General features: G+C 68.4%; 18 protein-coding genes. 11 read left to right on the top strand and 7 right to left on the bottom strand.

The genetic code is table 11. The features are described 5' to 3' along the window. The first annotated feature begins 16 nt into the window (after positions 1-16). A complete protein-coding gene (locus tag ABD231_RS08715) occupies positions 17-439 on the top strand; it encodes a TIGR03667 family PPOX class F420-dependent oxidoreductase (protein ID WP_344147801.1) in 423 nt (140 codons plus the stop codon). Here the strand turns inward: ABD231_RS08715 and ABD231_RS08710 are convergent. From ABD231_RS08710 to ABD231_RS08695, 4 genes are read right to left on the bottom strand one after another with little or no spacing between them, the layout of a single operon-like run. Then, the gene (locus tag ABD231_RS08710) at positions 436-684 is read right to left on the bottom strand and encodes a DUF2630 family protein (RefSeq protein WP_344147797.1); all 249 of its coding nucleotides are present in this window, start codon (positions 682-684) and stop codon (positions 436-438) included. The genes ABD231_RS08715 and ABD231_RS08710 overlap by 4 nt on opposite strands. After that, a complete protein-coding gene (locus ABD231_RS08705) occupies positions 681-1448 on the bottom strand; it encodes an ABC transporter permease (RefSeq protein WP_344147794.1) in 768 nt (255 codons plus the stop codon). The genes ABD231_RS08710 and ABD231_RS08705 overlap by 4 nt, the downstream gene beginning before the upstream one ends. After that, positions 1445-3157, bottom strand: a complete 1713-nt coding sequence (locus tag ABD231_RS08700) for an AMP-binding protein (protein WP_344147791.1) — start codon at positions 3155-3157, stop codon at positions 1445-1447. The genes ABD231_RS08705 and ABD231_RS08700 overlap by 4 nt, the downstream gene beginning before the upstream one ends. Positions 3158-3167: 10 nt before the next feature. Then, positions 3168-4214, bottom strand: a complete 1047-nt coding sequence (locus ABD231_RS08695) for an ArsB/NhaD family transporter (protein ID WP_344147788.1) — start codon at positions 4212-4214, stop codon at positions 3168-3170. A gap of 41 nt (positions 4215-4255) precedes the next feature. Between ABD231_RS08695 and ABD231_RS08690 the strand changes: the two genes are divergently transcribed. Next, complete coding sequence (locus ABD231_RS08690; protein WP_344147785.1) at positions 4256-6982, top strand: bifunctional acetate--CoA ligase family protein/GNAT family N-acetyltransferase; 2727 nt, start codon at positions 4256-4258, stop codon at positions 6980-6982. Positions 6983-7284: 302 nt separating this feature from the next. Here the strand turns inward: ABD231_RS08690 and ABD231_RS08685 are convergent, their stop codons facing one another. Then, positions 7285-7791: a DUF2087 domain-containing protein gene (locus tag ABD231_RS08685; protein ID WP_344147782.1), complete on the bottom strand. Its 507-nt coding sequence runs from the start codon at positions 7789-7791 to the stop codon at positions 7285-7287. Positions 7792-7843: 52 nt separating this feature from the next. Here ABD231_RS08685 and ABD231_RS08680 point away from each other — a divergent pair, with 52 nt between their 5' ends. From ABD231_RS08680 to ABD231_RS08655, 6 genes are all read left to right on the top strand, one after another. Beyond that, positions 7844-8893, top strand: coding sequence for a P1 family peptidase (locus ABD231_RS08680; protein ID WP_344147779.1), 1050 nt, complete (start codon positions 7844-7846; stop codon positions 8891-8893). A gap of 97 nt (positions 8894-8990) precedes the next feature. Beyond that, positions 8991-10001: a S66 family peptidase gene (locus ABD231_RS08675; protein ID WP_344147776.1), complete on the top strand. Its 1011-nt coding sequence runs from the start codon at positions 8991-8993 to the stop codon at positions 9999-10001. Positions 10002-10111: 110 nt separating this feature from the next. Continuing rightward, positions 10112-10819 carry an ABC transporter ATP-binding protein gene (locus ABD231_RS08670; RefSeq protein ID WP_344147773.1) on the top strand — a complete coding sequence of 236 codons (708 nt, stop codon included), beginning with the start codon at positions 10112-10114 and terminating at the stop codon, positions 10817-10819. Positions 10820-10824: 5 nt separating this feature from the next. Beyond that, on the top strand, positions 10825-12465 hold the full coding sequence (locus ABD231_RS08665) for an FtsX-like permease family protein (protein WP_344147771.1): 1641 nt from the start codon (positions 10825-10827) through the stop codon (positions 12463-12465). 80 nt (positions 12466-12545) lie between these two features. After that, complete coding sequence (locus tag ABD231_RS08660) at positions 12546-13157, top strand: DUF5998 family protein (protein ID WP_132403650.1); 612 nt, start codon at positions 12546-12548, stop codon at positions 13155-13157. A gap of 4 nt (positions 13158-13161) precedes the next feature. Beyond that, entirely contained in the window at positions 13162-14286 is a 1125-nt protein-coding gene (locus tag ABD231_RS08655; protein WP_344147763.1) for an alkaline phosphatase family protein, read from the top strand. Here ABD231_RS08655 and ABD231_RS08650 read toward each other — a convergent pair. Further along, positions 14283-15920 carry a S8 family peptidase gene (locus tag ABD231_RS08650; RefSeq protein ID WP_344147760.1) on the bottom strand — a complete coding sequence of 546 codons (1638 nt, stop codon included), beginning with the start codon at positions 15918-15920 and terminating at the stop codon, positions 14283-14285. The genes ABD231_RS08655 and ABD231_RS08650 overlap by 4 nt on opposite strands. Positions 15921-16030: 110 nt before the next feature. Here ABD231_RS08650 and ABD231_RS08645 point away from each other — a divergent pair, with 110 nt between their 5' ends. Genes ABD231_RS08645 through ABD231_RS08635 form a run of 3 tightly spaced genes read left to right on the top strand, consistent with a single transcriptional unit; the run spans position 16031 to position 17812 of the window. Continuing rightward, positions 16031-16285, top strand: a complete 255-nt coding sequence (locus tag ABD231_RS08645) for a hypothetical protein (protein WP_344147757.1) — start codon at positions 16031-16033, stop codon at positions 16283-16285. A gap of 55 nt (positions 16286-16340) precedes the next feature. Further along, on the top strand, positions 16341-16994 hold the full coding sequence (locus ABD231_RS08640) for a thymidine kinase (protein WP_344147754.1): 654 nt from the start codon (positions 16341-16343) through the stop codon (positions 16992-16994). Continuing rightward, positions 16991-17812 carry a sulfurtransferase gene (locus ABD231_RS08635; RefSeq protein ID WP_344147751.1) on the top strand — a complete coding sequence of 274 codons (822 nt, stop codon included), beginning with the start codon at positions 16991-16993 and terminating at the stop codon, positions 17810-17812. The genes ABD231_RS08640 and ABD231_RS08635 overlap by 4 nt, the downstream gene beginning before the upstream one ends. Positions 17813-17902: 90 nt before the next feature. On the opposite strand, the gene ABD231_RS08630 is transcribed toward ABD231_RS08635, so the two are convergent. Then, positions 17903-18772, bottom strand: a complete 870-nt coding sequence (locus tag ABD231_RS08630; RefSeq protein ID WP_344147748.1) for a type IV toxin-antitoxin system AbiEi family antitoxin domain-containing protein — start codon at positions 18770-18772, stop codon at positions 17903-17905. Between the last annotated feature and the right edge of the window lie 66 nt (positions 18773-18838).

Here is an 18838-nt window from a genome sequence, read left to right as displayed (position 1 = left end):
GACCTAGGGGCTATGAATGTTCTCGATCGACACGTCCAACGACTTCGGCAAGCGCATCACTCGGCAGCTCGACGACGAACGCGTGGTCTGGCTGACCACGGTCGGGAAGTCGGGGACACCGGCGCCGAACCCGGTGTGGTTCCTCTGGCACGAGGGTGAACTGCTGATCAGCAGCCAGCGCCACAAGGCCAAGCTGCACAACGTCACCGCCCACCCGCAGGTCGCCGTCAACTTCAACGCAACCCACAGCGGCGGCGACGTCGGCGTCATCTCCGGTACGGCGACGATCGACTCCGACCCTCTGTCCGGCGAAGCCCTCGCGATCTACAACGCCAAGTACGGCGACGACATCGTCGGCCTCGGAATGACCACCGAGCAGTTCCACTCGGAGTACTCGGTAGTCATCCGCATCACCCCGGACAAACTCCGGGGGTTCTAGTTGAGGTAGCCCTCGACGGTGGAGGCGGGGCGGGCCTCGGCGGTGTCGGGGTTCTCGCCGAATTCGCGCTTGGCGCGGCGCTGGCGGAGCAGGTCCCAGCACTGGTCGAGTTCGACCTCGAGGGCCTTCAGCCGGTCGCGCTCCTCGCCGTCACCGATCTCGCCGGCCGCGTGCTTGTTCCGGAGCTCGTGCTCCTCCGCCACCAGGGCGTCGATCTTGGTGAAGATGTTGTTGTCATCGGTCATGAGGAAACCGTACGCCCGTCCGGTAGGCGGGAGCGGGAGAGCAGCTCGGTGATGGTCAGGATGGCGATCGTCTCGGCGGCGATCAGACCGATCAGTACGACGAGTTGGAGCGCGGCCGCGGCTGCGGGGGACGCCCCGCCGAGGACCATGCCGACGAAGGCGCCGGGGAGCGAGACGAGGCCGACGGTTCGGGTCTGGTCGAGGGCGGGGAGCAGCGCGTCTCCGGCGACCGGGCCGACGACGAGTTTGAAGGCTTCGCGGGGGAGTAGGCCGATCGACAGACCGGCCTCGAACTCGCCGAACCGGGTGCCGTACTCGCTCAGCACCCGGCGGCCGGCGAGCGTGGTGGCGGTCATGGCACCGCCCACGATGATGCCGCCCATCGGCAGGATGGTGGCTGGGTTTCGCGGGACGACGCCGGGTAGGAGAAGGATGAGCAGGACGGTCAGTGCGCCTGCGCCGATCGCGGCACCGCAGTAGAGCCACTGATGGCGGATCACCGCGGTCTGGTGCAGTCGCCGCATACTCGTGAAGGTCGCGACACCGAACATCAGCAGCACGAACCCGATCGCCCCGAGGGTGTGCTGGAGCGCGAACCCGACGACCAGGCCGACGGCGGCCAACTGGAGGATCGCCCGCAGCGCCGCGGTGACAATCCCCTTGTCGTGCCGCAGACCGGCGTACCGGGATCCGGCCACGGCGATCGCGATCAGCAGTGGCAGGACGATCAGCGCGGCCGGGCCCAGCCCGGTGTCGAGGTTCATTCCGTCCGGAAGTCTGATTCGTCGTAGGCGTGCTCGCCGCTGTTGGCCTTCGCTGCCTCGTCGGTCCGCAACTCCACCCGGCGGATCTTGCCGGAGATCGTCTTCGGCAGGTCGGCGAATTCGATCCGGCGGATCCGCTTGTACGGCGCCAAGTGGTCGCGGCAGAACTGGAGAATCTCCCCGGCGAGTTCGCGAGACGGTTCGTGGCCGGCGGCGAGGACGACGTACGCCTTGGGGACCGCGAGACGGACGGGATCCGGCGACGGGACCACGGCCGCTTCGGCGACTGCGGGGTGCTCGATCAGCACCGACTCGAGTTCGAAGGGCGAGATGCGGTAGTCGCTCGCCTTGAACACGTCGTCCGAGCGGCCGACGTACGTGATGTAGCCGTCTTCGTCCCGGCTCGCGACATCGCCGGTGTGGTAGAAACCGCCGCGGGTCGCCTCGGCGGTCAGCTCGTCGGCGTCGCGGTAGCCGCGCATCAGCGGGACCGGCGGGGGAGCGAGCTCGATACAGATCTCGCCGTCGTCGCCGACCTCGTCCGTGCTCGGGTCGATCAGCGCAATCGCGTACCCAGGCAGCGGGCGGCCCATCGAGCCGAGCTTGACCGGCTGGCCGGGCGAGTTGCCGATCTGCGCGGTGGTCTCGGTCTGCCCGTAGCCGTCGCGGATCGTGACGTCCCATGCGTTGCGGACCTGCTCGATCACCTCGGGGTTGAGCGGCTCACCCGCCGAGATGCATTCGCGGATCGCGACCTCGACGGCGGACAGATCCGCCTGGATCAGCATCCGCCAGACCGTGGGCGGCGCGCAGAACGTGGTCACGCCGTACGTCTGGAGGACGCGCAGCATCTTCTCCGCGTCGAAGCGGCTGTAGTTGTAGAGGAAGACGGTGGCGCCGGCATTCCAGGGGGCGAAGACGTTGCTCCACGAATGCTTGGCCCAGCCTGGCGACGAGACGTTCAGGTGGACGTCTCCGGGCTGCAGACCGATCCAGTACATGGTCGACAGGTGGCCGACCGGATAACTCACCTGCGTGTGCTCGACCAGCTTCGGCTGACTCGTCGTACCGGAGGTGAAGTACAGCAGCAGCGAGTCGTCGGCCGCGGTGTCCACGTCCGGCACAGGACCGTCGTACTGCGCGAAGTCGTCGTAATGCAGCCACCCGTCGACCGGCTCGCCGACCGCGACTCGGAGACAGTCGTCCGCGATCCCGGCGTACCGGCTCGTCTCGCCGCTCGCGGTCACCACCGCGCGAACGTTGCCCCGGGCAATCCGGTCGGCGAGGTCGGCATCGGTGAGCAAGGTCGTTGCCGGGATCATCACCGCGCCGGCGCGGATACAGCCGAGCATCGTTTCCCACAGCGGTACGACGTTGCCGAGCACGATCAGCACGCGGTCGCCCGGCTTCAGCCCGGCCTCGGTCAGCCAGCCGGCGATCTTGCGCGAACGCTCGCCCAGCTCGGCGTACGTGCGCGAGTTGACCTCGCCGTCCTCCTCGACGATCGTCAGCGCCGCCACCTCGCCCTGTTCGACCGCCAGCGCGTCGAACCAGTCCCGCGCCCAGTTGAACCGCTCGAACACCGGCCACTTGAAGTCCCGGTACGCCGTGTCGTAGTCCTCCCGATGCGCGACCAGGAAGTCCCGGGCCGCCCGGAACTCCCGCGTAACCTCCGCCGTGCTCTGCTCGGTGCTGTCGGCTTCGCTCATGCCCGGCACATTACCCATTCAGGGCGAGGACCGAGCCCGTGATCACGAGTGGGGTGAGGATGAGGCCGCGCCAGAGGAAGGACCACCAGGTGATGGTGACGCCGGCGGCGCGGCAGCGGGCTCGCCAGAGGAGGGTCGCCAGCGAGCCCCAGAGGGTGAGGAGACAGCCGGTGTTGACGCCGATCAGGAGCGCGGTCATTCGGTGCGGGTCGGAGGCGGCGACCGGTTCCATTGCCAGGTAGGCGGGGAGATTGTCGAACAGGTTGGCGCCGAGGGCCGCGGTCGCGCTGAGACGCAGGTCGGAGGTGGTTCCGGCGACCTGCCTGAGCACCTCCTCCAGGCCGTGGTCGGTGAGGAACGCGACGATGGCGAACAGGACGACGACCCCGACGACCAGCTTGGCCGGGATGAGCGACCAGCGGAGTTCGCTGCGGCGGCGGATCGCGAACAGGACGACCAGGATGAGCGCCCCGATACTGGCCGGCCACGCCACCTCGATACCGGACACGAAGGCAGGACCGAGCAGTACGCAGACCGCGGTCGAGCCCCAGAACAACACTTTGTCGTCAACCGCGGGAGTCGCCGGTACGTCGTACGTCCGGCCGAGGTCGCGGTGGAACAGCACCGCGAGCACGACGACCGTGATCAGGATCGCCGCGATCGCGGGCCGCCAACTGACGCTCAGGTACGACGTGTCGAGCTGGCGGAAGTGGTGCAGCGCGAGCAGGTTGGTGAGATTCGACACCGGCAGCAGGAGGGACGCCGTACCGGCCAGCCAGACCGTGGTGAACGCGAAAAGTTTCGGCGGGATGTCGAGCTGTCGCGCCATCGCGAGGACGACCGGGGTGAGCAGCACCGCGCAGGTGTCGAGTGAGAGCACGATCGTCAGCCCGGTGGCCAGAACGACCACGAGCAACCAGAGCCGCCAGACCCGGCCACGCGCCAGGTGAGCGGCCTCCCGGGCTGCCACGTCGAACACCTTGGCCTTGTCGGCCAGCTCGGCGATGACGGTCACTGCGATCAGAAACACCAGTACCGGTGCGATCCGCGCGACCAAATTCCCCGTCTCCTTCTCAATCGGTTGAGTACGCTGGCGGGGTGACCTCGCCGGATGACACGTCTGCTGGACAGCTTGCACAGTATGCCGTGCAGGCCCCGGCCGATTACCCGGCGGACTTCGAGGCCGATGTGGTCCTCCGCGACGGCGCTACCGCCCGCCTGCGCCCGATCACCCCGAGCGACGCGGACCTGCTGGTCCAGTTCTACGCACGCGTGTCGGAGCAGTCGAAGTACTACCGGTTCTTCGCGCCGTACCCGCAACTTTCGGACCGCGACGTGGCGCGTTTCACCCAGGTCGACTACCACGACCGCCTCGCGCTGATCGTGACCGTCGGCAACGAAATGATCGGCGTCGGACGGTACGAACGGACAGGCCGCCGTACGGCGGAGGTCGCGTTCCTGATCGAGGACGCGCACCAAGGCCGGGGCCTCGGGCAACTGCTCCTCGAGCACCTGGCCCAGGCAGCCCGCGAGAACGGGATCGCTCACTTCGTCGCCGAGGTGCTGCCGGACAACCGCAAGATGATCACCGTCTTCACCGAGGCCGGTTACAAGGTCGCGCGCGAGTTCGAGGACGGCGTGATCATGGTCGAGTTCGACATCGCGCCGACCGACACGTCGTTCGGGGTGATGCAGGCCCGCGAACAGCGCTCCGAGGCACTGTCGATCGCGCGGCTGCTGACACCGTCGAGCGTTGCGGTGATCGGGGCCAGCCGACGCGAGGGCACGATCGGGAACGCGTTGCTGCGGAACCTGCGGGACAGCGGGTTCCCTGGGCGCATGTACGCCGTGAACGCGGACACGTCGGCTTCCGAGATCGAGGGCGTTCCGGCGTACCCGACGATTCGTGATGTCCCGGACACGGTTGACCTCGTGATCGTCGCGGTCAAGGCCGACATGGTGTCCGACGTCGTACTGGACTGTGCCGCGAAGGGTGTGCGCGGTCTGGTCGTGGTGTCGAGTGGGTTCGCGGAGATCGGTGACGAGGGGCGTCGGCGGCAACGGCAGTTGGTCGGTCTCGCTCGGTCTTATGGGATGCGAGTGATCGGGCCGAACGCGCTCGGGCTGATCAACACCGCGGCTGGTGTGTCGCTGAACGCGACGCTGTCTCCGGTGATGCCGAGTCGTGGGCGGGTCGCGTTCTTCTGCCAGTCGGGTGCACTCGGCGTACCGATCCTGGCCGATATGGCCGCGCGTGGTGTCGGGCTGTCGTCGTTTGTCTCGGCGGGGAACCGGGCCGATGTCTCGGGCAACGACCTGATGCAGTTCTGGTACTCCGACGAGTCGACCGAGGTCGTCCTGCTCTACCTGGAGTCGTTGGGCAACCCCCGCAAGTTCAGCCGGGTCGCACGGCGGCTCGCTGGGCGTAAGCCGGTGATCGCGCTGAAGTCGGGTCGCGCCACGCAGGGTGTGCCGGTGGGTCAGCTGGTCCGGCGCAGCAAGTTGCCGGGTGCAACGATCGACTCGATGTTCCGGCAGAGCGGTCTGATCGGGGTCGACACGACCGGTGAGCTGTTCGATGTTGCTCAGCTGCTCGCGCACCAGCCGCTGCCGAAGGGCCGCCGGGTCGCGATCGTCAGCAACTCCGATGCGCTGACGCTGCTCGCTTTGGACACCATGGCCGGGGTCGGTCTCCAGGTCGCCGGCGATCCGCGCAATCTCAGCCCCGACGCGTCCGCCGCCGACTTCGGTGCCGCTCTGGCCGAGGTGTTCGCCGACGACCGCGTCCACTCGGTCGTGGTCATCTACACCCCGCCGGTCCAATCCAGCGGCGCCGAGGTGGCCGCCGTACTGGCTGCTGCGGCGGCTGGGTCGGACAAGCCGGTCGTGTCGACGTTCCTTGCGTCGCGGAGTGTGCCGAAGGAGCTGCAGGTTCCCGATGACGACGGTGGGGCGGCTCGTGGGTCGATTCCGTCGTTCCTGAACCCGCAGTACGCCGTGGGCGCGCTGGCCAAGGCGACCCAGTACGCCGAATGGCGGCGGCGGTCGGACAGCGGCGTACCGGAGTTGCCCGACGTCGACACTTTCGGTGCCGAGGCCTTCGTGACGGAGTACCTGCAGCGGCATCCCAAGGGTGCTGATTTGGACGACTCGGATCGCCAACTGCTGCTGAACTTCTACGGCATCTCGGTGTTGCCCGCGTTCCCGGTGCTGAGCGCGGACGAGGCGGTCGCCCGGGCAGCCGATCTCGGCTTCGAGGTGATCCTGAAGGCGACGGCCGACCAGTGGCGGATGCGGCCGGACCTGGCTGACATCTGGCGCCACATCCACGACGAGGAAGACATGCGGGCCGCGTGGGCCGAGATGACCCAGACCTTCGGGGTCGCCGCGGATCCGGCTCGGGCGCAATTCGTCGTACAGAAGATGGCCCCGCCCGGGGTGCCAGTGGTGATCTCGGCTTTGGAAGACGTGTCCTTCGGCCCGGTTGTCACGTTCGGCCTGTCTGGCGTGGCCACCGACCTACTAGGCGACCGCTCCTACCGCATGCCCCCGCTGACCGACCGCGACGCTGCCGAAATGGTCCGCGAAGTCCGCGCGGCGCCACTCCTGTACGGCTACCGAGGCACCGACCCCGCCGACATAGCCGCCATCGAAAACCTCCTCCACCGAGTGTCAAGGCTGACCCTCGACCTGGAAGAGGTCGTCAAACTAGACCTCCGCTCAGTCCTGGTAGCAGTCCAAGGCGCCACGGTCCTGGACGCCGCCATCCGAATCGCCCCCAACGAAAAACCCCGCCAAGACACCCCCGCCCGCCGCCTCACCTAACCCGTCCAGCCCCACCCGTGGCCGCCCCGCCTGTGCGGCACTTGACCGGGTACCCGTTCAAACCGACCCTTCTCCGCTCGAATCTTCAGGGGAGAAGGGTCAACTTCAGGGGTTGTCCGTTCAAGTGTCCTCGGCTCGGGAGGCGGCGGGTCAGCTTCTCGGCGCGTTTGCCGCCAGCGGCCGAATCGAGCCAGCGTACGTGGGCGACAACACCACGCCGGGGCCTTGAACAAGCTATGCCTTGTCCCAGCCCACCGTTTCCTGTTCAAGCCCCCCATCAACCGCAGCCGCGGGTGGGGTGGTCATGCTCTGCGGTAGATGCTGTTGGTTCGGGTTAGGAGGCGGGCGTCTACTAGTTCGCGGCGGAGGGCGGCGTGGTCGGGGTGCCAGTGGTTGAGGGTCTCGTTGACTTCGCGCTCGGGGTAGGAGCGCTCCGGGTCGAAGGACTTCACGACGTGTTCGAGGACGATGCGGAGTTTGTCTGGGTACGTCGGGAAGTGGGTGAGGCGGCCGTCGCGGATGAAGGCTTTCAGGACGGCGTCGCGGTCGGGGTCCGGGTCTAGCGGGGTCCACGCAGGGCGCTGGTCGCGGACTGCGTTCTTGAACGCGTCCTCGTCGGCGGCGAGAGCGGGGGCGGCGGTTACGAGACCCGCCTTGATCAGCTTCTGGAGGGCTTTGCCGACGGTGGCGGTGGGGAGGCCGGTGGAGCCTGCCACCTGGTCGGGGGTGGTGGCGCCGAGGACGACGGCGGAGTAGGTGCGCAGGCGGGACGGTTCGGCCAGCAGACCACAGAGCTGATCGGTGTTCATACCTTCCAAGCTAATGTCGTTGGCAACCAGATTTTCTGCGGGAGGAGCGAGGATGCAGCCGGGTCCGCACAACGCGATCACCGACGTGCCGGGGGTGCTGGTCGGGCAGGTGGAGCGTGTCGACGCGCCCTACCTGACCGGTACGACGGTCGTCTACGTACCGACCACGGCGGTCGCCGGCGTGGACGCGCGAGGTGGTGCGCCGGGTACTCGCGAGACTGACCTGCTCGACCCGGTCAACTCGAACCCAGGTGTGAACGCGGTCGTGCTGACGGGCGGTAGCGCCTACGGTCTCGACACGGCCGGCAGCGTGATGCGCTGGCTGGAGGAACGCGGTGAAGGTGTGCGCGTCGGGCCCGGCACGAATGACGTGGTCCCGATCGTGCCGACGGCAGTCCTGTTCGACCTCGGTCGCGGCGGCGGGTTCCAGGCCCGGCCGGAGCCGGCCTGGGGTGGCGAGGCGATCGCAGTGGCGTCCGATGGTCCAGTTGCCCAAGGCAACCACGGGGCCGGCGCCGGAGCCCGGGTCGGGTCGTTGAAGGGCGGTGTCGGGACGGCCAGCCTGGTGCTGGACGACGGTACGACGGTCGGGGCGCTCGTCGTGGTGAACGCGGCCGGCTCGGCAGTCGATGCCAACGGCATCCTGTACGGCGCTCGCTACGGAGTCGGCGACGAATTCGCGCACTTGCAGCCCCCGACCGAGCCGCCCCCACCAGCTCCCGCCGGCCCCAGCCTGAGCGATGCCATGAACACCGTGATCGCGGTGATCGCCACCGATGCGGCACTCGACAAGGCCGCCACGAAGCGGATGGCGATGATCGCGCACGACGGTCTCGCCCGCGCCATCGACCCGATCCACACGCTCGTCGACGGCGACAGCATCTTCGCGCTCTCAACCCGTCGCCCAGACGACGACCGCCCCCGCCTCAGCGTCACGGACCCAGCCGCCCTACTCCCACTCGAGAAGATCTACGCCGCCGGCGCCCACACACTCACCCGCGCAATCGTCCACGCCGTACTGACCGCCGAGAGCGTCGACACCCCCGCAGGCCCAATGCCAAGCTACCGAGACGCCTACCCCTCAGCCTTCCAAGACAAGTAACCCCACGGGCCGACCGGGCGAGTCGAGTAAGGGCTGCCCGGGACGGCGTTGGGAAACTCTGGGCGTTGGCTGCGTCGGACGTGCCAGAATCCGGTTCATGTTGGTGAGATATCCGCGTCCGTTGCGCCCGGGTGACCGCGTTGGCGTTACGTCTCCTTCGAGTGGAGTGTCGAAGGAGTTGCGTGCGCGTCTCGACGCGGGTATTCGGACGGTGAAGGCTCGTGGGTACGACGTCGTGGTCGGCGACTGCATGGACGGCACCGGTCACGTGAGCGCACCGGCGAAGGACCGCGCCGCCGAGCTGATGGCGATGCTGACCGACCCCACCATCCGCGCGGTTGTCCCACCGTGGGGCGGTGAGACGGCGATCGACCTGCTCCCGGTGCTCGACTGGGACCGGCTAAGGGCAGCCGAACCGACCTGGCTCGTCGGATTCTCCGACATGTCCACGATCATCACCCCGCTGACCCTCGTCACCGGCACAGCGACCATCCACGGCAACAACCTGATGGACACGCCGTACCGGGCACCCGAGGGTCTAGCCACGTGGCTCGACATCGTCGCCGCGCCGACGGGACACCAGTTCACCCAGACCCCGCCCAACCGCTACCGAGCGACCGGCTGGGACGAGTACCGCACTCAGCCCGACGTCAGTGAGTTCACGCTCGACACCCCCGGCCGCTGGACCAGACTCGACGCCGATGGCGACGTAGACGTCGAGGGCCGCCTGATTGGCGGTTGCATCGAAACCCTCAGCAACCTCACCGGTACGCCGTACCTGGATCCCGAGCGCTTGGGCGAATCAATCATGTACGTCGAAGCCGCCGAGGACCAGGCGTTCACCATCTGCCGCAACCTCCACGGCATGCGGCTGGCCGGATTCTTCGACAACGCGAACGCGATCCTCGTCGGCCGCACACGGGCACCCGACGCCGACTCCCTCACCCAGCACGAGGCCGTGATGGACGCGCTCGGCCCGCTGAACATCCCGATCATCGCCGACGTCGAGTGCGGCCACGTGCCGCCGTACCTCCCGATCGTCAACGGCGCGAACGGCCGCGTCGTGCACACCGCAACCCGCAGCGAACTGATCCAAACACTGACCTAGCCGTACGACTCAAGTACTACGTCCGATCGCCGAACGGCCACCGGAAGGCGATGCGAAGACGGGCCCACAGGCCGACGAATCACGGCCCACAAAGCGGAAAGCTCGTCACCATGAGCTTTCAGAGTCCCCAACTCGCCCCGCAGGTCGTCCTCAGTGGACATGGCCTGGTCAAGTACTACGGAGATGTCGTCGGCCTGGCCGGTGTCGATGTCGGCGTTCGGTCCGGCGAAGCGCTGGCCGTGATGGGCCCCAGTGGCAACGGCAAGACCACGCTGCTGCATGTGCTGGCCGGCATCCTCACTCCGGACCAGGGGGAGGTGTGGCTGGGCGGCGAACGCGTCGACCAACTGAACGATGCCGCCCGGACCGTACTGCGGCGTCGGCGGCTCGGGTTCGTCTTCCAGGACAACCAACTGCTGGCCGAACTTCCGGCCGACGAGAACGTCGCGCTCCCGCTGATGGTCGACGGCCTCAGCCGCCGCGACGCGATCGGCCGGGCGCGGACCATGCTCGCCCAGGTCGGGCTGGCCAACGAGGCCGGTCGCCGGCCCGGTGAGCTGTCGGGCGGCCAGGCGCAACGCGTTGCGATCGCCCGCGCGCTGGTCGGCGAGCCACAGGTGGTGTTCGCCGATGAGCCGACCGGTGCCCTCGACGCGACCACCGGTTCGCAGGTCATCGACCTGCTGATCGGCGCGGCCACGCATCGTGGTGCGGCAGTCGTCGTGGTCACCCACGACAACTCGGTCGCCGCTCGGTGCCACCGCGTCATGACGATCGTCGATGGCCGCGTGCACGAGTCGCTGGGGGCCACCCGATGAACCCGATGACCGACCTAGGGCTGCGCTTTGTACGGCGCCCAGGCCCCGGCGGGCGTGCCGCGAACCTCGCCGCAGTCGGGGCGACCGCGATCGTCGCGCTGCTGGTGACCTTCCTGATCGCCGGCTCACTCGGGATTTCGCATCGCTCGGACCGGATCGGCTGGCGGGGTGCCGATCGGGCCGACGCGACCAACGCGATCGGCCAACTGCACGAGGTCGACGGCAAGAAGCTCGACGGGAAGCCGCTGCTTCAGCTCGAGCTGGCGACACTCAAACCCAACAACCAGCCACCTCCGCCGGGGCTCGACCACACACCGACGCCAGGCGAGGTGTTCGTCTCGCCCGAGGTCGCCAAGCACTGGGCCAGCCTCAAAGGCGAGTTCGGCGGGATGGACAAGCCGACCGGCGTAATCACCGACAAGGGACTGTCCTCACCCGAGGAGCTGGTCCTGATCCACGGTGTGGACAAGATCGACAGCAAGTACCCGCACTACGTCGACAGCTGGCAGACCACGGTGATGGACAGCCGCATGGCCGCTCTGCTGATCGCAGTGGCGTTCGGCATCATCCTGGTGCTGTTCCCAATCCTCAGTCTGGTCGGTCAGGCCGCCGGAGTCGCGGCCAAGCGCCGTGAGCACCGACTGGCGGCTCTGCGACTCGCAGGTTCCACCCGGTCCCAGGTGCTCTGGCTGAGCGCAGTGGAACAGGCAGTGCTCGGTCTGGCGGGCACAGTGGTCGGACTGCTCGGGTACGTCGTTCTGACCCCACTAATCGCGCAGATCCCGCTCGGCGGCGGCCGCTGGTTCGTTTCGGACATCGCACCGCCCTGGTGGGCCGTCCTGATCGTGCTGGCCGCCGTACCGGTGCTGTCGGTGATCAGCGCGCTGATCGGGCTCGGCCGGGTCAGCATCACGCCGCTGGGCGTCGTACGGGGTCAGACGCGCAAGTCGACCACTGCGCTCAGGCTGCTGCCGCTGCTCGTGGGACCGATCGCACTGGCCAGTCTGGGCATGGGGGCCGCGGTGGTACCGCTCCTGATCGCGATCGGGTTCGCAGCACTCGCCGTACGGATCCTTGGACCGTTCGCGGTACAGGTGATCGGCAAGATGCTCGCCAACCTCGCCAACGGTCCAGTCGCGCTGCTGGCCGGGCGCCGGCTCGCGGACGACCCGAAGGCCGCCTTCCGGCCGGTCGCCGCACTGGTCCTGAGCGGATTCGTCACTGGGTTCATCTCGGTCTTCATGCCGGGCGGTGACGACGACCCGAGCTGGAACGACATGCGGATCGGTGTCGCGCTGCTGATGGGGCTGGTGTTCCTGACCGCGGCCGCCTCCACGGCTGCCGGTGCAGTCGGTACGGCGCTCGACCAGGCCGGACCGGCCAAAGCGCTGCGGCGATCCGGCGTACCGCTGTCAGTGATCGAACGGTCCGCGCGAGTAGCCGCACTGGTCCCGGTGGTCGGGGTCGGGCTGCCGGTGGTCGGGTTCGGCGCGCTGTGCGGTCTTGCCCTGAGTGGCGGACAGATCTTCACCGAGGGGAATTCCGGCATCCTGCTGCTGGTCGGGCAGATCGTGGTCGGGCTCGTCCTGGTCGCGGCCGCCGGGATGGCGGGCGCACCGGTCCTGCGGAAGGCAAGTGCGAATTGATCGCGCTTGACCGCAGGGCAACAGTGTCATTGTCCACAAGGCTGAATCGCCGCAGGCGCGGGTCGTGCAAGGATGAGGGTATGCGTGACCTGAATACACCGGAGCTCGTGGACGCTTCGCCGGAGCTCCGCGCGGCGATCGACCACTGCGGTTACTACCCCGATGTGGTGACGGATTCGCTCGCGATTGCGATCGCGAGCGAGCCGATCCGGGCCTTCGTGCTGCAGCACGAGCCGACGTTCGATCGCGACGAGGTCCGGCGGCACATCACCATCCTGGCGCTGACCCCGACCCGGCTGATCGTCGGGCACACCGACGAACACGCCGCCGACGATCTGATCCGGGCGCCGTACGCGTCGACCTCGACCGAGGCCATCCCGCTGTCCCGGGTGAACGCGGTGGTCGTGAACCGGGTGGTTCCCAACCCCGCCGGCTATGCCTCGGGCAAGTCCGACCCGGCGGTGGCCGGTGGCGGCGAGGTCGTGCTGACGATCGGCTGGGGGATGGTGAACCGGATCGATCTCGAGCCCGCCGTCTGCGCCGACCCGAACTGCGAAGCCGACCACGGCTACACCGGCTCGGTCGCCGCCGACGACATCTCGCTGCGGATCAGCGCGGCCGCCGATGGCCCGGCCGGTATCCAGCAGGTGCTGGACTTCGCTCGCGCGTTGTCGTTCGCGACCACGAAGTAGTGCCATGATCGCGCCGATCAACCCGGAGTACGGCGGTGGTGCGCTCGCCGACGTACTGCCCTCGGTGGCCGGCGCCTTGTCCGTCCCCGACTTCAAGAACGCGCTCGGACTACCTCCCGCCGCCCGGTACGCCGTTCTGCTGTTCGACGGCCTTGGTTGGAATCTGCTCCAACGCTATGCGGAGTCAGCGCCGTACCTGTCCTCGCTGTTGTCGACCGGGCGCAGTCTGACCGCCGGAGTGCCGTCGACGACCGCGGTCAGTCTGACCAGCCTCGGGACCGGGCTACCGCCGGGCGCGCACGGCATGATCGGGTACACGTCGATCGTCCCGGAGACGGGTGCGCTGCTGAACGCGCTGCAGTGGGATGCGCCGGTCGATCCGTGGAAGTGGCAGCCGCACACCACGGTCTTCGATCGCGTGGCAGCGGCCGGTGTCGTCACGCGAAACGTGAGCAAGGCCCGGTTCGAGAAGTCCGGGCTGACGCGCGCTGCGTTCCGGGGGAGCATCCATCGGGGCGCGGACACGGTCGAGGACCGGCTGGACGCGACGCGGTTCGCGAGTCGTGAGGGCAAGTCGTCGTTGACGTACGTGTACGACTCCCAGCTGGATTACACCGGTCACGGCCAGGGGTGCGACTCGTGGCAGTGGCGTAAGGAGCTGGTGGCCGCGGATGCGTTCGCGTTCCAGGTCCGCGCTGCGTTGCCACGCGACGCCGTACTGGTGGTGATCGCCGATCACGGGATGATCGACGTCGCCCCGGAGAACCGGGTCGATCTGGACAACGAGCCGGCGCTCACTGACGGGTTGCGGTTGATCGGTGGCGAGTCGCGGTTCCGGCATCTGTACTGCGTCGATGGGGCGCAGGACGACGTACTGGCGACGTACCGGGAGCGGCTCGGCGACCGGGCTCTGGTGCTCAGTCGGGACGAGGCGGTTGCGCTGGGGTGGTTCGGTGCGGTCGAGGACCGGGTGGCGCCGCGCATCGGCGATGTCGTGGTGGCCGCGCTCGGGCCGTTGTCAGTGGTGGCGAGCCGCCGGTACCCGCAAGAGGCCGGGTTGATCGGGCTGCACGGGTCGCTGACGGCCGACGAGATGGAGATCCCGCTTCTCGTAGACCCCGGTCACTAGAAGCTCCAGACGTTCCAGAAGAAGCTCTCGCTGGCGGTCTTCGCGTCGCCGTCGCGGGCGATGACGGTCACCTTGTAGCGGCCGGCGCCTGGAGTCAGTACGCCGGTGATCCAGCCGCGCGCCGGGTCGATCTCGAGGCCCGGGGGCAGACCGGTCGCGGAGTAGCTGATCTCGCCGCTGCCGCCCATGCCCTTGATGAGCAGCGGCAAGGCCGGTGCGCCACCGAAGCCGAGCTGCTCAGCGGGCTTCGTCACCGAGATCGCTCCCTTCGGCTGAGCGGCCGCCGCACCGACGGCCTCGGCCGCGTCGACCAGACCCTCACCGAAGTACGAGTTGTTGGCCGCGGTGCCCTTGCAGCCGACCGACGCACCGGACGGGCAGGCGAGGTCGTTGGCCTGTTGAGCGAGCTTGTCGCGAACCTGCTGCGGAGTCAGCTTCGGGTTCGCACTGCGCAGTAGCGCGGCAACTCCGGCCACATGCGGCGAGGCCATCGACGTACCGCTCATGGCTGCGTAGCCGCCGCCGGGGACGGTCGAGTACACGTTCTCGCCCGGGGCGGCGACGTGGATCTTGCCTTCGCCGAAGTTCGAGAAGCGCGATTTGGAGCCGCTGGCGTCGACGGAGGCGACCACGACGACGTTCGGCAGTTCGGTCGGCAGGCTGAGGCAATCGTTGGTGACCTGGCGCGGCGCCGGGGTGGTGTCGTTGGGGCTCGAGTCGTCGGACGCCTTGTTGGACAGGTCGTAGCTGTCGTTGCCGGCCGCGGCGATGTTCACGACACCCTTGGAGTCGGCGTACGCGACCGAGCGCTTGACCGCCTCCGAGATCGCGTCCTGGTCCTGGTTCGACGGGCACAGGAACAGCCACGGGTCGACGTAGTAGCTGTTGTTGGTGACCGAGACCCCCTTGTCGGCGGCGAACATGAACGCGCAAACGGTGTTCTCCGGGAAGAACAGGTCACTGCCGCTCTCGGCGACCCGGATCGACGAGACCTTCACCCCGGGCGCCACCCCGACCATGCCGGTCCCGTTCTTCGCGGCGGCGATCGTCCCGGCCACGTGGGTGCCATGATCGGCGATCGCCCGCCAGGCACCCGGCCGAGTGTCGGCCTTGCCATAGGCGCACGACGCCGACTTGCTGGCGTCGAAGTTCGCCTTCAAGTCGGAGTGCTGGTCGTCGACGCCGGTGTCCAGGACCCCGACGGTGATTGTCTTGGCGCCGAGGGTCTTGGTCCAGGCCCGGTCGGCACCGATCTGGGTCATGTCACCGCGGTCAGTCTCAGGCTCAGTCGTGGGTGTCTCGGTGCCGGCCGGCGGGAGCGGCGGGTTCGCCACCTCACCGGGCAGATCGCCCGTGCGCGTCGCGCCGACCTTCTGGACACCGGCGGTGCCGCGCAACTTCGAGGCGAAATCGGCGTTGCTCGAGTGCGCGACGATCACCCCGATCGCGTCGTACGCCGCATAAACCGTGCCACCGTTCTGCGTGATCGCGCCGGCCGCCTGGACCGACTTCCCAGGTTCGGTGATCACGAAGTACGCCCGAAGCCCGGCCGTCGGCACCGCCACAGCGGGCGTCGTCAGCGAGGCGGCGACCGTCAGCACGACCGCGAGAACCAGCAAGAGAGCTTTGCGCACGATCCATTCAACCCGCCCGGAGGTGCATTCCCCAAGCGCGGTCCACGGAAGGTCGGCAGGTTGCGGTCAACGCGCCTGCCCGGGCGGGCGCCGGTGGTTGGCTCGACGACATGGCAACGGCCCGAACCGACGTCACCTACACCGGCCGGCAGATCGCCGTCGCCTGGGTGACCTGGTACCCGAGGTGGCTGCCGGTCTGGCCACGCCAACACGGCGAAGACCCGACCTGGAGACCCCGGCCGCCATGGATGTGGCCCGCATTCATCACCTTCTTCGTCTGTCTGGCCTTGTTCATCCTCATCTGCATCGTCGACGAGATCGCGTATGCCGTGTCCAGACGCCTCGGCAAGCGCACCCGCACCTGAGCCGACACACCCCCGGGGTGCGAGCCGACCGGCTGACTTGGCAGGATGATCGCCCGTGGCTGAGCTGCTCTACTTCACCGGGACCATGGACTGCGGTAAGTCCACGCTGGCGCTGCAGATGGATCACAACCACAAGGCGCGTGGGCGCCGGGGGCGGATCTTCACCAGCCATGACCGGGCGGGTGAGTCGGTGCTGTCGTCCCGGCTCGGACTCGTCGCCGAGGCGATCGAGGTGCGGCCGGAGTTCGACTTCTGGGATCATGTGGTCAACGAGCTCACGCAAGGTGGGCGGGTCGACTACGTGGTCTGTGACGAGGCGCAGTTCTACAGCGCTCTGCAGATCGAGCAGCTCGCCCGGCTGGTCGACGAGCTGCAGATCGACGTCTTCTGCTTCGGCATCCTGACCGACTTCCGGGCGACGTTGTTCCCCGGATCCGCGCGGCTGGTCGAGCTCGCCGACCGGATGGAACTGCTTCAGGTCGAGGCGCTCTGCTGGTGCGGTGAGAGGGCTACTCACAACGCACGTACGATCGGTGGAGAGATGGTGACCGAGGGCGAGCAGCTGGCAGTGGGCGATATCGAGAGCAACGCGGCCGAGATGGCGTACGAGGTGCTCTGCCGTCGCCACCACCGCCGTCGCCTCACCCAGGCCCGAGCCCGCGCCACCCTGTCACCCGAAGTCCTGCCCTTTGGAGGAGCTGCATCGTGACTAGCCCGCTGATCACCGTCGCCGAGCTGCGTGCCCTGGAGCCGCAGCCGCTGCTGGTCGACGCCACCTGGAACCTGGCCGGCCCTCCCGGTCGCGAGGCGTACGACGCCGGCCACCTCCCCGGCGCACACTTCGTGGATCTCGACACCGAGCTCGCCGGCCCACCCGGCCCCGGCCGCCACCCGTTGCCCGACGCAACCACAGTCACCGCGCTGGTACGGCGTACTGGGGCGTCGGCGGATACGCCGGTAGTCGTGTACGACGCGGCGAACTCGCTGGCGGCAGCCCGTGCCTGGTGGATCCTGCGGTACTTCGGTCTGACCGACGTCCGGGTGCTCGACGGCGGACTGGCCGCCTGGCGCGCCGCCGGGGGATCGGTGACCACCGACGTCCCAGCCGACGCCGACAGCGACTTCACCGCAACCCCCGGCCACCTGCCCCTCGTCGACGCCGAAGGAGCGGCCAAGGTCGCCGAGTCCGGCGTACTCCTCGACGCCCGAGCCCCCGAACGCTTCGCCGGTGAGGTCGAGCCGATGGACAAGGTCGCCGGCCACATCCCCGGCGCGGTCAACACACCGATGGCCGACCTCCTCACCCCCGACGGCCACTTCAAGCCCGCGGCCGACCTCGACACCTACTTCACCGAGCACGGCGTCACCCCCGACACCGAGCTGGCCACCTACTGCGGCTCCGGCGTCACCGCGACCCACACCGCGCTGGCCCTCGCCACCGTCGACATCGAGGCCCCCGTCTACATCGGCTCCTGGTCCGACTGGATCACCGACCCCACCCGCCCGATCGCCACCGGCCGCGACTGACGCTCGGCGTACCGAAGAACTGTTAGTACTCCGCATTCGTGGTCACCCTCCACCGTCGGTCGGCCGCACGGAGGCCCAGTGCGGCCACTATCAACAGTCCGTCGGTACAGCGCGCTGGGCCATGGCACTCCGCACGGTGGAGATGACCCAGGCCGGGTCGCCGAGAACCTGTTGGTAGGTGAAGCGAAGCACCAGCCAGCCCGCGGCGACGAGGTCGTCGTAGCGTCGGCAGTCGTCGGCGAACTTTGGCGCGGAGCCGTGGAACTCGTAGCCCTCTGCCTCCAGTGCGATCCGCAGCCGCCGGTTTCCCAGATCAACGCGGGCCGGCCGTCCTGCTGTGGTCACGACCACCTGTGGTTCGAAATCGTCGATACCGGCCGCGAGCAGCAGGCTGCGGAGGATCGACTCCAGGAAGCTGGCCGAGCGAGCGTCAGCCGCGGCGGCCATGGCTACAGCATTGGCCCGACCTCGGCCATGTGAGCCGGCGGCTGCCATCTGCAGCTCCTCCGAGGTCAGCCGGCCGGTGGCCAGAGCGGCGTCCCCCACTGCGAGCGCCTCGCCGAACGGAAGAATCCGGGCGCAGTCGATCACCGTTCGCTCCAGGGAGGTCAGTCCCCGCCGTAGGTCGCTGGCAGGAAGGTCGGTCCAATGGAGAACAGCAGGCGGGCCGGTTCGGGCCTTGCGGTGTGTCGGCAGCGTGACGTGCGGCTTCGGCGGCGCGCTCAGGAGCGGCAGCCGCCAAGCCAAAGCCGCGCTGGTGTGCGACAGCACGCCGGAGTGAGCCAGCGCTGTGGACCGGTCAGCGCCGAGTTGCGGATGGCCGTACACCCCGCGTGTCAGCCGGACGACGTCGCCGCTCTTGACAGCCCTGGCGAGCGCGCGTCGCGAGGTTGCCGCAACCAGCTCAGCGAAGGTGGCGCTGCCACCCAACTGAGCCACAACCTCGGCGACCGATCTCATCCGATCATCGTGCCGACTTTCCGTGAACCGCGGCGGCAGTTATCCACAGGCGTACCGACCGACTGG

Origin of the sequence: Kribbella yunnanensis, assembly GCF_039529655.1 — a bacterium.
GTDB lineage: Bacteria > Actinomycetota > Actinomycetes > Propionibacteriales > Kribbellaceae > Kribbella > Kribbella yunnanensis.
Note: the sequence above shows the minus strand (reverse complement) of the source record. Positions and strands in the feature narration are given on the sequence as shown.

Bases quoted from the DNA above. Each gene is read 5' to 3' on its own strand.
- ABD231_RS08630 (WP_344147748.1), bottom strand. From the start codon at position 18,772: ATGAGATCGGTCGCCGAGGTTGTGGCTCAGTTGGGTGGCAGCGCCACC.
- ABD231_RS08645 (WP_344147757.1), top strand. From the start codon at position 16,031: ATGGCAACGGCCCGAACCGACGTCACCTACACCGGCCGGCAGATCGCC.
- ABD231_RS08655 (WP_344147763.1), top strand. From the start codon at position 13,162: ATGATCGCGCCGATCAACCCGGAGTACGGCGGTGGTGCGCTCGCCGAC.
- ABD231_RS08675 (WP_344147776.1), top strand. From the start codon at position 8,991: ATGTTGGTGAGATATCCGCGTCCGTTGCGCCCGGGTGACCGCGTTGGC.
- ABD231_RS08670 (WP_344147773.1), top strand. From the start codon at position 10,112: ATGAGCTTTCAGAGTCCCCAACTCGCCCCGCAGGTCGTCCTCAGTGGA.
- ABD231_RS08700 (WP_344147791.1), bottom strand. From the start codon at position 3,157: ATGAGCGAAGCCGACAGCACCGAGCAGAGCACGGCGGAGGTTACGCGG.
- ABD231_RS08705 (WP_344147794.1), bottom strand. From the start codon at position 1,448: ATGAACCTCGACACCGGGCTGGGCCCGGCCGCGCTGATCGTCCTGCCA.
- ABD231_RS08715 (WP_344147801.1), top strand. From the start codon at position 17: ATGTTCTCGATCGACACGTCCAACGACTTCGGCAAGCGCATCACTCGG.
- ABD231_RS08685 (WP_344147782.1), bottom strand. From the start codon at position 7,791: ATGAACACCGATCAGCTCTGTGGTCTGCTGGCCGAACCGTCCCGCCTG.
- ABD231_RS08660 (WP_132403650.1), top strand. From the start codon at position 12,546: ATGCGTGACCTGAATACACCGGAGCTCGTGGACGCTTCGCCGGAGCTC.
- ABD231_RS08710 (WP_344147797.1), bottom strand. From the start codon at position 684: ATGACCGATGACAACAACATCTTCACCAAGATCGACGCCCTGGTGGCG.
- ABD231_RS08665 (WP_344147771.1), top strand. From the start codon at position 10,825: ATGACCGACCTAGGGCTGCGCTTTGTACGGCGCCCAGGCCCCGGCGGG.
- ABD231_RS08680 (WP_344147779.1), top strand. From the start codon at position 7,844: ATGCAGCCGGGTCCGCACAACGCGATCACCGACGTGCCGGGGGTGCTG.